Source organism: Micromonospora sp. NPDC005203, from assembly GCF_042872705.1.
In the GTDB taxonomy this organism is placed as follows: domain Bacteria; phylum Actinomycetota; class Actinomycetes; order Mycobacteriales; family Micromonosporaceae; genus Micromonospora.
The window spans coordinates 1-12,709 of sequence record NZ_JBIAKV010000009.1 but is presented as its reverse complement, the minus strand read 5'-3'; the positions used below and the strand labels follow the sequence as shown (position 1 = coordinate 12,709).

The following is a 12,709-nucleotide window of genomic DNA, read 5'->3' as shown; positions in this document are numbered from 1 at the left end:
GTGGAGGTCTTTAAGTTGACGGATCGTGCTTGCCTAGTTGTCGTCGATGCCCTCGTCTGCGGAGTTGGTGGCGCGTGGACCCCGCGTCGCCGGGATCGGGGTGCGTCTCAGGAGCACCTGCTTCGATCGGCCCTCATGCTCGGCGCGACAGTCGCCGTCTAGCGGCCAGGCGAGCCGTAACGCAGGCACCACGCCTTGCCCGTGTGGCGGCGGGACCGCCGAGACGACCACCTACGCTTCGTCAGCGGCGCTGCAGTGTCCCTCGACGACGGTCGCCGGCGGGCAGGGCATGTGCCTGCCGAGACTGAGGATCAAGGTCTCCGGCTACCCGCGTACGCACTTCGTCCAGGCCGTTACCAGCAACCCCTGGATCCCCACCACGGCCTGATCCACATCGACGTGCCCATGTACCAGGGGAGGCGGTGTCGGTCCGGTCAGGCCACGCACATTGGAATAGCCGTAGCCCGTCGGGGCTACGGCAGTGTTCCGTTCAGGCTACCTGCCGACCCTGTTCGGTCAGTCGTTCTGCGGCGGTTCCTCGGGCTCCAGCTCCGCCCCCTCACCGACCACATCCGACTCGTCCGGGCACCTCGCTTCGGACACCATCTTCCGCGCGAGTAGGCGGATGCGAATTAAATCGGTGTTGGCCTGGCCGTAGATCAGGGCTCTCTCGTCGCCGGCGCCCGATCTCGTCGTACTCCTCCTTGGGTTCGTGGCATGCCGGAATCCGCTGCCGCAGGGTTACCGGTTGCACGTTCCATCTTGGGGCCGATCGCTCGGGCGGTGGCGCGGGCCGAGGGAGAGTCGTCCAGACTCGATCGCACGACCGGGTCCGCCTCCGGATCTCGGCCAGCTATCGCTTGGACCCGGGCCTCACCGCCTCAGGCCCGGCATGAGCAGCGCGACCACCCCTGCCGCAGCGGCGGTCGCGATCGCCGCCGCCAGCGAACCGGCGTGCAGCGCCGACATGAACGCGTCCCGGGTCGTCTGCAGCGCCTGTTCCGCCACCTGGGGGGGCAGTTGCTGAACCACTCCCACCGCCGCCACCAGCGACTCCGATGCCGGTTCCGATGGCAACCCAAGTGTGGCGAATCCACTGGTAATCCGGTCACCATAGACCTGGTTCATCACCGAGCCGATCACCGCGATGCCCAGCGCCGCGCCGATCTGGCGGGTGGTGTCGTTGACCGCGGACCCGGCGCCGAGGCGGTTCGCCGACAGTACGCTCATGATCGTGTCCGTGGCGGGAGCAGTCCCCCAGGCGAGCCCAGCGGCCATCAGCACCATCGAACCGACCACCGGTCCCCAGTAGTTGGACTCGGCAGTGAGCTGCATGGCCACCACGAAACCCGCGCTCAGGGACAGCATGCCGAGCGAGATCACGAGCCGCGGTCCGATTCGGACGGTCAGCGCCATACTCAACGGCGCCATTACGCCCATGACCGCCGCGAACGGCAGGATGGCCAGGCCGGCCTTCAAGGTGTCGTAGCCGCGGATCACCTGGAAGTACTGGGTGATCAGGAAGACGAAACCGAGCAGCCCGAGGAAGGCCATCATGATCGCGACGCACGCCGCCGTCACCCGCCGGTCGCGGAACATGCTCACATCGAGCAGCGGCTCGACAGTGCGCGCTTCCCACCAGGCGAACAGTGCGAGAAGCACGGCAGCACCGGCGAATCCGCCCAACGTCACCGCCGACAGCCAGCCGTCGCTCGGGCCTTCGATCACCGTACGCACCAGCAGCCCGACACCGACCATGGACAGCAAAGCGCCGATGACGTCGAACCGACCGGTCGACTCGGCACGCGACCTCGGCAGCAGCAGGAGCCCGCCGACCAGCGCCACCGCGATCAGCGGCAAATTCACCAGGAACACCGATTGCCATGAGAAGTGCCGAAGCAGCAGACCACCCGCGACCGGACCGACGGCGGCCCCCAGGCCGGAGACCGCCGACCAGATGCCAATGGCGACGGCTCGCTCCTTGCGATCGGTAAAGATCGCCGACAGCAGCGCCAGCGTTGCCGGATAGACGAATGCGGCCGCCACGCCCATCGCTGCCTGGGCGGCGATCAGCTGGCCGGTGCTGGTGGCGTTCGCCGCCGCCAGGGAGGAGGCCGCGAAGAGCACCAGGCCAACATGCAGTGTGCGTTTACGGCCGAATCGGTCGCCGAGACCGCCGCCGGTGAGCAGCATGACCGCGAACACCAGGGTGTAGGCGTTGACGATCCACTGCATTGCGGTGGTGGAAGCACCCAGTTCCCGCCCCAGCGTTGGCAGGGCGACGTTGACCACGGTGCTGTTGATCACCGCCAACATCACGCTCACACACACGACCGCCAGCGCCAGCCAGCGGCGTGCGCCGGTGTGTGTGGCCGGGTCGGGAGTGCCCAGAGTCTGCTCAGAGGTATCAGCCCGCTCGAAAGTGGGTGTGGACACGGCATGCCTCCTGTGGAACAGACTGCGGTATCTGTGTAACGTTGTTCTACAGCATCGTCATCGGGCCGTCAACCAGGTCAAGCGGCTAGGGTGACAGTCCGGCAGCGCGAACCGAGGAGACCGAAACAGATGGCTGGTCGCACCCGCACGCCGAGCAAGGACGTCGAGCGTGCCCTCGTCGACGCCGCCGAGGCGGTCCTGATCCGCGACGGCTTGGCCGGGGTCACGGTGCGGGCGGTCGCCGCCGAGGCCCAGGTGGCGCTGATGGGCGTCTACAACCGGTTCGGCGGCAAGGACGGCCTGGAGTCGGAGCTGCTGATCCGTGGCTTCGAACGACTGCGGGCCGAGGTCGCCGCACCGGCCGACACCGACCCGATCGCCCGGTTGCGAGCGGCTTCGGCAGGTTACCGCGCGTTCGCTACCAAGCACCCGCAGCACTACCTGATCATGTTTCATGCCTCGGCTGGCAGGCACTTCACCAATAGAGCGGTGCAGGACAGCGCCAGCCGGGCGTTCGGGGAACTGGTCTCGCACATCCGTTACGCCATGGCCCGCGGCGCGATCACCGAGAGCGATAGCGTCGAGCTCGCCCAGCAGGTCTGGGCAGCGCTACACGGCGCGGTCTCGCTGGAACTCAACGGCGCCCTGCGCTCCCCCGACCTGGGGAGCAGCTACACCAGGCTGGTGGACCTGATCATCCGCGGATTGCAGGCACACCGCTAGTGTTGCGCCTCAGATTTGATGCTCCGCTGTACGCGACTTCGCCAACGACCTCAGCAACTCCCGCTGACCCGGATCAAGCACCAACCGTGCAGCAGCACGACTCCCGACCAGGAATTCCCCGAGGCGACTAGCTATTCATGAGGCAGCACACTAGTCGGCAACGACAAGCGGCGATCCAGCGAAACCCGGTGCAGCCGCGTGATATCCCGGCCCGGTGATCCGAAGGACCGCCGCATCGGCTCGACGACCAACGTCGCTGTCTCAGCCCATCGGCGCGATCGCTCCCACAGCTACTGGCGCGCTCCCGTCAGTAGCTCGTTGACGAACGACGGGCCGCCGAAATCCGGTATCGCCGTGGGGTGTTCGAGGTCGGCAGCCACCATGGCGGCCGTGGCTCGACCCGAGGTGAGGGTCCGCAGCGAGGAGGTACCCTCCTCGGCCCATTGGCCGGACAGATACAGGCCCGGCAGCGCGGTGCGGTGCGGCAGCCGTTTGCTGGCGGTCTGCGCGGGGGTGTTCTCCCAGCCGTAGGCGGTTCCGCCAGCGCTGCGGCTGTAGCGGAATAGCGTGTCGGGGGTGGCCATGTCGACGATCTCGAAGGCGTCGCGCCAGCCGGGCACACCCGCCTCGACCGTGGACAGCAGTGCGTCGGCGTGCGCGTCCCGGATCGCGCGCCAGCTACCGTCGGCGCCGGCTCGGACCAGGCTGGTGACCACACCCAGATGCCCACCTCCTGGCGCCAGTTCCGGGTCGGCCAGGGTCGGCACGGTCACCCAAATGCCACCGGGCCGGGCCGCCTGCACGTCAGCCCAGATGGCGTCATGGTCCCATGATCCGAACACGAAATTCTCGTGTGCCAGGCCCAGTTCCGCCGGATCGGCGTGCAGCACGCCGTAGAGCACGAATGCCGAGGGCGCCAGGCGGTACCGGTCAACTCTGCGCCGCAGCGCGGCCGGTAGGAGGTCCCAGCCGACCAGTTCGCCGAACGTCTGCCGCGCGTCGGCGTTCGAGACCACCGCGCGAGCGTGCAGCACGGTCCCGCCCGCCGTCTCGACGCCTACGGCGCGACCGTCCTCGACCAGGATGCGCCGCACCTCGTCGTTCAGCAGCAGCTCGCCACCGTTGTCGCGTACCGCGGTGGCCAGGGCGTCGACCAGGGTCCCGAAACCTCCGCGCGGGTAGAAGGTTCCGTGATGCAGGGTCTCCAGCATCTGGTTGAACAGGGGGAACGACATCCTCGACGGCGGTGAGCCGATGTAGGGCCAGATGCTGCCTATCGCCGCCGCACACTGCGGGTCGTCCAGAAACTCATCCAGCACCTCGGTCAAGGTCGACAGCCGATAGCGGAAGACCAGGGGTGCCGCCGCCATTGCGGCATCGAGTCCACCTGGGCCGACATGCTGCGGCAGCGCAGCGAACTGGGTGAACATCTCGCGACGCAGTTCGAACAGCCGCGCCAATCCGTCGGCCTGTCGCGGGAACAGCCGTTGATGCAGCTCGAGGAACGCCAGCCGGCCAGGCGGCGCATCGACAGTCAGGCTCGGGAACCGCGCCTGGTACGTCTGAGGTAACTCCCGGAACTCGACGCGATCAGCGACATTCAGGTGGTCCAGCACCCCGGGAATGAACCCGGCGGGACCTGCATCCAGGGTGAAGTGAATGGCCGGGTCGAACAAGTAGGGACCTCGGCGGAAGGGCTGCGCATAGCCACCGGGCCCGGCGTTGCGCTCGACCACCGCGACTCGTAGACCGGCGCGCGCCAGCAGCGCCCCGGCCGACAGCCCGCCAAGGCCGCTGCCGATGACGACAACATCAAACATCAGACGGACTCGTTGCTCTGCGTAGCGGGAGAGGGGGTGGGGGCGGTCCAGTCGCACACGATCCCCCCGTACATCCATTTCGTCGCTTCGACGCCGATGAGGGCGACGCGCTGCCCAGGCTGGATCATGCCGTTGCGCCACGCGTTGTCGAGGAACAGCGGCACCGCCGCGCAGCCGCAGGCGCCGGTCATCGCCAAATTGTCGAAGATGCGGCCCTCCAGGGCCTCCCAGTCCGCGGTCTTCACACCGGCGTCGCGCATGGAGTCGAGCATCCAGCCGGCATTGCCCTCCGGGATCAGGCACCAGTCGGCGTCGGCCGCGGCCAGTTGGCCAGCCTCGAGCGTGTGCGACAGCGCCTCAGACACCATCACCGGCGTGAAGTCCCCGGCGCCGACCACATCGACCCTGAGGTCCACCAGCTTCTTCGACCGCTGCTGCTGCAGCAGCGGCGCGTGGGTGCCACCACCGATGGCCCAGATGCCCGGCTTGCGCAGGCCACCGATGGCCCTGGTGGCACCGCGGCGCAGTCCGCCGTGCTCTCCCGCGCGCACCACGATCGCCCCTGCCCCATCGCCGAACATGTAGAGCGGAATTCGGTCGCGCATCCGGATCTTGTCCGGCTCGGTCTCAAGGAATACCGGCGCGATGGCGGGCGAGATGGCCTCCACCCCGATGACCAACGCCGTGGTGGCATTTCCCTGTTCGATCCAGAGCCGCGCGATGTCCAATGCCTGCGCCGCGCCCGCGCCACCGGAGCGGATCTCCAGTGTGGCGCAGGATTCGAGACCGAGCTTTTCCTGCACGAGGTTGACCGACGGCGGCAGCGTGTAGTCCGGGGTCCCGGTCGCCAGGATCATCAGATCCACCTCGGCCGGCTCGACCTCGGCAGCGGCCAACGCAGCCACCGCAGCCTTGTACGCCATCCCGGAGTTGCTGTCGAAGTGCTCGCCGGTCCGAGGATCGATCATCCAGAAGCGCTGCTCGATGGTCAGCCCGTTCAGCACGTCGTCCGGCAGCGGGCCAACGAGCTTTTCAATGGTGGCGTTGTCGATCGGGTCACCGGGCTGGTATCCGCCGGTGCCGATGATCTGGGCGGTGCGCATGGGAGTCCTTTCAGACGGTGCGAGGCAGAACGCTGGCTTCGAGCAGAGCGGCAATGCGGCGCGCATCGGAGGCGGAATGGCAGTCCAGGTCGGGGTACGTGCGCCGGCAGATGCCCGTCAGCACCCGGCCGGGCCCGACCTCGGCGAACGTGGTGACGCCGGAGTCGACGAGAGTCGCAAGACTGTCCGTCCAGCGGACCGGCCCGGCCAACTGCCGGCGCAGCGAGTCACGCGCCTCGGCGCCGGTGGTGACGAATCCGCCGGTGGCGTTGGCCACCACCGGAATACGAGGATCGCGGAAGTCGACGGTGGCCAGCTCGGTGGCGAACTTCTCCTCCACCGGTGCCATCAGTGAGCAGTGGAACGGTGCGCCGACCCCGATCTTCTTGATCTGTCCGCCGGGGGGCAGCTCGGCCGTGGCCCGGCGCAGAAATTCCGCGACCGCCTCGGTCCTTCCAGACACGACGGTCTGCGTCGGCTCGTTGTAGTTGGCCACCTCGACCACCACACCGGAGGCTGCGGAGGCTTCCGCGCACAACCGCTCGACCACCGATGCGGTCAATCCCAGCGCGACCGCCATCGTGCCTGGGGTGGTCTCGTTGACCGCGGCCATGAGCTCGCCGCGGCGGCGGACCAGTCGCAGCGCGTCGGTCCACTCCAATACACCAGCCGCGACCAAGGCGGTGTACTCCCCCAGGCTGTGTCCGGCGACGGCCACCGGTTCGGACATTCGCTCGGCGAGCACACGATATGCCGCGTAACTCGCCACGAATATCGCGGGCTGCGTGATCTCGGTACGGCGCAGCCGATCCTCGGGCCCGGTCCAGGCTATTTCCGAGAGCGGGAAGCCCAGCAGCTCATCTGCGGTTTCGAAGATTTCCGCGACGAGATCGGGACGTTGTACGTAGAGGTCTCTTCCCATACCGACACGCTGGGAACCTTGACCTGGGAACAAAAAACACCAACGGCGTTGCACGTCATTGTTCATCAGTCCGACCTAACGCGCGCAGACGAGTATTTCATATAAGGGAACAGCGGTCATCCGACCTGTCGCGGGGCGCTAGTAGAACATTGCTACACAACGACTGTCAATGCGGTGGTCGACCGCGGACGAATTAAGAAGTGTTCACCTCTCAGTTCGACCGCGTACGCTCCTCGATTCGCCCCGCGAGGCGCAGCCACACCGCGCCCCGCTGCCGCGCCAGCCGTGCGACGGTCTCGAGGTGGTAGGGCGGCAGGCAAGCGACAGCCCGCTCACAGCCTTGCTCGTCGAAGGTCATCGTCGCGAGCCAGCGCAGCACCCACCGACCGCCGGCGGTCCGACGCACCGCCGGGTCGCTACGCAACCGCTGCATCATCAACTCTGCGGCCATCGCATCCGCCTCATCGAACTCGGGCTCTGCAACCACAGCGCCGGACACCGTCGCTCGCTGCCGGGCGGGCAGCGGATCTTTACCGCACCGCACCCGATTGCGCACGTCCTTAGCGGTAGTCAAGGAGATCCCGGCCTCGTCGGCAATCTGCCGCAGCGGCGCGTGCGGCCGCGACCGGATCAGTTCGGCCGCTCGCAGCCGACCCTCCACCAACGGCCGGCGGCTGATCGTTCCGTCACGGGCAACCCGGTCGGTCGGCTGCGGAATCTCCGCGGGCGACCGCCTGCGGATTGCCCCAACCGTCTTGTCGGAGACGCCAGTCACCGAGGCGATCGATCGGTCGGACCACTCGGGATAGTCGTGAAGGATGCGGGTCGCCGCCGCTTTCCGCTCCGCCAGCGACAGCGGCAGACCATGTGTCACGTTGAGCCGAACCGCGAGGACGAACGCCTCCCGGTCGCAACCGTCAAACAGCACTGCTGTGATCGTCCGCTGACCGCACAGCAGCGCTGCCCGCACCCGATGAGCACCGTCAATTACACGCATGGTACTGCGCTGCACCAGAATCGGCGGCAGCTCCGCCCCCGACTCGGCCAGCACACGCGCGTACGCCAGGTTCACACCACCGAATCGCAACGCCTCGACTCCGTGAAGATCCGCGATTGGCAGCTCAGCGATCGCAGCATCGGACCGGTCATGCCCGTGAACATCCGTCACATTCCGCTCGAGCAGCGCGGCACCACCAACCGAATACCGGCCTGACATCAGTTCTCCCCCGCAATCCGCCCGTACCTCCCACCGGAGGTTCGGATATGTCGTATCGGCTGTGCTGCAACAGGACTCACAAATGCCTGGATCGCCGACCGCAGGACCTACTGCGCCGTGCCAGTGGTCAGCCGCACGATCCGGCAACCCCCAAATCCGATCGGCCCGCCGCAGCACTTCGATCGCTGCGACGCCCCCGTACCGAGAGGATCGGGAGAGATGCCGTGGGTCGGCTCCCGCCAGTGCGTCTCGACGCTCGACGTGACCGCACGCACGCTGACCCACTGGGTGTCTGACCAGCGAGTCGATCCGTCAGGTCAAATCCATCGCTGTTCAATCCGTCCTCGACGTACGTGCTGTCTCGGACGTCTGGGTGCCCCGCCTGCCCCTATCCGTCGCCGTGCACTTCGGAACTCGGCTCGGGGGTGACCGCCGAGTGCCCGGATACGCAGGCACAGGCGGCCGTTTCCACCAGAACGGCGTGGGCGAGGGCGAGACCGGCAGTGTGCGAGATGGAAATCTCCACCTGACCCGCGCCGCGCCTTCGCCAGACCGCCGCCACCTCGCCGTACAGGTGAACCCGCGGCTTACCCCACGGCTCGTTGACGATCTCGACATCCGTCCACCGCATCCGTGGACCTAGGCCGGTGCCGAGCGCCTTCAGGACCGCCTCCTTGGCGGCGAACCGACCGGCGAGCCGCACGTACCGGTCTCGCCGGCCGGAGCAGGCGGCCAGTTCCCGTTCTGTGAACAGCTCACTGCTGGCGGCCGGCTGCTGCTTCAGCAGTGTCTGTACGCGGTCCACCTCGACGAGATCGACACCGACCCGTACTCCCACGAAATCAGCCGACGAGCTCGGTGTTCCGGTCGAGCACCAGATCCACGAGATTGTCCGCAGTGAACAACCCCATGACCTCCTCCGCCGGCAGCTTCCCTCGCAGGTCCTCCACCGCGATCTGTGGCATGACCTTCTTCAGGTGGGCAAGCCCGACCTCGGAGACGACCCCCTCCGGCGTGCCGAACTCTTCCTCAGGGATACCACCCTGGATGCGTTCGGCCAGGTCGCCGGCGGTGACCTTGATACCGAGGCTCCGCTCCAGCCGGAAGAGGATGTCCAGGAGATCGATGGACTCCGCGCCGAGATCACCGAACAGTGTCGCCTCCGGCGTCACCTCCTCGGGCTCGACGCCAAGCGCGTCCACCATTGCCGCTTTGACGGCGCCCACAACAACATCATGCGTGACAGCCACAATGGGTCCCTTCTCGTTGTCACCGAGCGGCCCTCGAAAGACCTCTCGCTTTTAAAGACCCGACGTGACCCCGAGTTCGTACACCTCCACGCAAAAAATCTTTGTCCGGCTCTTGGAACCGCTCGACCCATCCCACACCGTCACACATCTAAGCGCTGCGGGTTATCCTCGCCAATAACAGACCTAAGCCGGACAAGAGCAGCCGATCGCTAACCAGGCCGACAACACGTACAGCCACCTGTCGCAACCGGGTCCGTCGTTGAAGGGTGTAACTCCGAACAAAGGGAGACACCGAGATGGGAAACCGGCGCGCGTGGGGTCGGCGACAGCGACACCCCCAGGGCACCAAAACGCCACCCGGGCGTGCAGTGACGTCACCGCGGTGACGATCGGCTTGACGTCGCGTTTCCCAATCTCAACCAGAACATTACGGATCAAGTGGAGCCGTGAAGAGATACCACGTTGCTCCATGCTTCGGCGTCATTGGCGTGGTCCGCGGATCCCGAGGATTATTCACGACCGCTTGCGATGTGCTTCGAGGTGTTGTTGCCGCATCTGAAGAGCGGCAGCGATGGTTGGCGTTCGCGACCGCCGCCAGGTTGTTGGGTGCCGCCGACACCACCACCCGGGTGGTCACCGTGCGGGTGGTTGGCCAGCCGTGGCCCGCCCCCACCACCACGGCGGGGAGTCGCTCGACCGCACCTGCGGCGAGGATCCACAACACCACCGGCAAATCCGGTAAACGTCAGTGGACACCGGCATGAGGAGCGGCGTCACCATCGCATGCGTTGGTGACGGTCCTGAGGAGGTCAACATTGCTCGGGTAGGTCGCCGAGAGGAGTTCGCGTACGACGGGTTCACGGTCATAGTCATCGGCCAGGCGTAAGCCGAGGATGACGTTGGCCATCATGCCGGCGGCGAGGGTCTGACTGGCTTGTTCGGGTGTGAGCTTGCCGCGGTCGACGAGTACTCGGTAGACGCGGAGGAAGCCGTCTCTGGCGAGTGGCCCGATCTCCGGATCGCTGCCGGCGGTGAAGGCGTGCGCGAGGCAGAGTTGCAAGCCCTGCTCCTTGAACAGCCGAAGGTAGGCGATACCAATACGCGGCGCGAGGTCGCCGGGTGCGTCGTCGTCGATCGTCTGCTCGAACACCTCGACGACCCTGTCGAGCGCGTGCTCGATCGCGGCTCGTATGAGCGCGTCCTTGCTGCCGAACAGGGACACCACGTAGGGCTGGCTCACGGCGGCCTCGCGGGCGATGTCTGCCGTGGTGGTTGCGGCGAAGCCCTTACTGCCGAAAATCCGGATCGCCGCAGCGAGCACGGAAGCACGCCGCTGGGACGAGGAGACTCGTTTCTGGCCCATGGTTGACATGTTATCAATCAATCAATAACCTTCGCGGCATGCGCTGCTGATCAGCCACCTCCGCGGGAGCACCGGCCATCGCGGCGACCGGCTCCTGTCGTGCCTTCCCATGTGCGGTGTCACGTCGCGTGATGCTGCGGCACGGCTCGCCGATGTGGCTCGGTGCCGCGCAGGCCGCCACGACGAGAGAGGAGCGGGTATGGACGTGCTGATGTTCGCCACCGTCGCCGTGCTGGGGTTCACGGCGTGCGCCGAGTTCGGTTCATATGCTTTTGTGCATCCGGTGGTCAAGCGTCTGGCGCCGCGTGACCACATCCTGGTCGAACAGGGCCTGCTGCGCACCTTCGGCATTGTGATGCCGGTGGCGATGACGGCTTCGCTCGTGCTGGCTATCAGCTACGCGGCCCGCCCTGATGGGGCGGGGTTGCCCGAGGTGTTGCGCTGGGTGGCGGCCGCAGCCTGGGCCACGGGTATCGTCACGACCGTGGTCGTGAACGTGCCGATCAATCTATCGACGCTGCGCTGGGACAAGGATTCCCCTCCCGAACGCTGGCAGGAGCGCCGCAACCGCTGGGAGTGGTTCCAGGGATACCGATCGTGGGCCTATCTCGCGGCCTTCCTGCTCGTCGTTCTCTCGATCGCCACGGTCGACTGAGCCTGAGTGGAAGGAGTAGTGACTTTCCCCCACGCTCCGCGGCTCCGTCGTATTTGATTTGTCCCGCCTAGGTGGCAAGACCGCGTGCAGGGCTGTTGCCGATCTTGAAGGCGTCCTACCGGTGGGCCTGAGCCCGTGCCCGCGCCGCAGCGTGGCCATCCAGTGGCGGGAGACCCACACACCCTCAATCCGTCCGGTGTAGATGGTCATCCGCCGAGCCGCCCAGTGTGACAACCCGGTCTCGCTGAGCGGAGTCGTACTCATCAGCATTCGGATCCGCGCGGGCAGCTGTCACGAGGAGCGGCGTGCGAGGCATCGGTCCGGGCTGCCCACTCAACGCGGCCACGTCCTTACGGCGACGACGCCATAATCGGTGACGGCCTCGACGCAGCGGTCGGTGGATATGTCAGCAATGTGCTCACGGGACACCCGAACATCGGCCACACTCGCGGCGACCCCACAACCGCGCGGACTTTTCGCCGTTTACGGCACATTCTTTATCCGACTTCTTCCGAACGTACAGCACCCCTATCACTCTGTCCACGCACTACAACTGTGTGTTACAGTGTCCATAACGGACGTAAGCCGGACAAGAGCAGGCGATCACGAGTCAGGCTGACAACACACACATCACTCGGAATCCCATGCACATGATCAGGAACCGTGGACAGCCAGGCGGTCACCGGATCGTGGAATGCGGGCAGCGGTTGGTGTAGATCGACCAAGCATCCACATTGCGGGCGGCCTGGCTAGACGCATCGACGGGTTTGACCGGTATGAGAGATTCGCGGGCCGCCATACGGCGAATCCAAGCAGGCGGAATCTTGCGGGGGCAAAGAAATTAACAAAACTGGTACAATCGATTCAAGGCACGGGGGCCACATCAGGTGCGGGGCATGAATATGTCATCGAGCCCGATCGGAATGCTTACACGGCCTTAGGAGGTAGGGCATGGCTCGGCGAGTGACGCCCGATGACCCACATCCGACAGCGGATGAGCAGCTCCTCGCTGACCTCCGACTCGCCCTCGGCGGCGGCGTGCGCGCAGCGGAGATCGACCTCGCCATCAAGGTCCAGCAGGTCGCGCCGCCTTGGCGGGGGGGGGGGGGGGCGCCCGCCGGGGGCCCGGGGCGCCCCCCCCCCCCTGGCCAGACCACAAACGATGGCCGGGGGGGGGGGGCCACCGAGCCGGGGCCGGCGGCGGCAGCCCCCACCAAGAAA

The 12,709-nt window shown here is 66.5% G+C and carries 10 protein-coding genes; 2 read left to right on the top strand and 8 right to left on the bottom strand.

Features of this window, described 5'->3' with window-relative positions; translation table 11 throughout:
• Positions 1–873: 873 nt before the first annotated feature.
• A complete protein-coding gene (locus tag ACFYPM_RS20200; RefSeq protein WP_387198936.1) occupies positions 874–2,436 on the bottom strand; it encodes a DHA2 family efflux MFS transporter permease subunit in 1,563 nt (520 codons plus the stop codon).
• Between the two features lie 129 nt (positions 2,437–2,565).
• On the opposite strand from ACFYPM_RS20200, the gene ACFYPM_RS20195 reads away from it, so the two are divergent.
• On the top strand, positions 2,566–3,159 hold the full coding sequence (locus tag ACFYPM_RS20195; protein ID WP_387198933.1) for a TetR/AcrR family transcriptional regulator: 594 nt from the start codon (positions 2,566–2,568) through the stop codon (positions 3,157–3,159).
• 290 nt (positions 3,160–3,449) lie between these two features.
• Here ACFYPM_RS20195 and ACFYPM_RS20190 read toward each other — a convergent pair whose 3' ends face one another.
• The 7 genes from ACFYPM_RS20190 to ACFYPM_RS20160 form a co-directional block, all read right to left on the bottom strand.
• Positions 3,450–4,979 (bottom strand): phytoene desaturase family protein, encoded by a 1,530-nt coding sequence (locus tag ACFYPM_RS20190; RefSeq protein ID WP_387198930.1) that lies wholly within the window; start codon positions 4,977–4,979, stop codon positions 3,450–3,452.
• Entirely contained in the window at positions 4,979–6,082 is a 1,104-nt protein-coding gene (locus tag ACFYPM_RS20185; protein WP_387198927.1) for a 3-oxoacyl-ACP synthase III family protein, read from the bottom strand. The genes ACFYPM_RS20190 and ACFYPM_RS20185 overlap by 1 nt, the downstream gene beginning before the upstream one ends.
• Before the next feature lie 10 nt (positions 6,083–6,092).
• Entirely contained in the window at positions 6,093–7,070 is a 978-nt protein-coding gene (gene fabD, locus ACFYPM_RS20180) for an ACP S-malonyltransferase (protein WP_387198924.1), read from the bottom strand.
• Between the two features lie 145 nt (positions 7,071–7,215).
• Entirely contained in the window at positions 7,216–8,220 is a 1,005-nt protein-coding gene (locus tag ACFYPM_RS20175) for a ParB/RepB/Spo0J family partition protein (RefSeq protein WP_387198921.1), read from the bottom strand.
• Between the two features lie 388 nt (positions 8,221–8,608).
• Positions 8,609–9,058, bottom strand: a complete 450-nt coding sequence (gene acpS, locus ACFYPM_RS20170; protein ID WP_387198918.1) for a holo-ACP synthase — start codon at positions 9,056–9,058, stop codon at positions 8,609–8,611.
• Positions 9,059–9,062: 4 nt separating this feature from the next.
• Entirely contained in the window at positions 9,063–9,470 is a 408-nt protein-coding gene (locus ACFYPM_RS20165) for an acyl carrier protein (protein WP_387198915.1), read from the bottom strand.
• 745 nt (positions 9,471–10,215) lie between these two features.
• Positions 10,216–10,833, bottom strand: a complete 618-nt coding sequence (locus ACFYPM_RS20160) for a TetR/AcrR family transcriptional regulator (RefSeq protein WP_387198912.1) — start codon at positions 10,831–10,833, stop codon at positions 10,216–10,218.
• A gap of 199 nt (positions 10,834–11,032) precedes the next feature.
• Here ACFYPM_RS20160 and ACFYPM_RS20155 point away from each other — a divergent pair, with 199 nt between their 5' ends.
• Positions 11,033–11,488 (top strand): DUF1772 domain-containing protein, encoded by a 456-nt coding sequence (locus tag ACFYPM_RS20155; protein ID WP_357252489.1) that lies wholly within the window; start codon positions 11,033–11,035, stop codon positions 11,486–11,488.
• Positions 11,489–12,709: the final 1,221 nt, after the last annotated feature.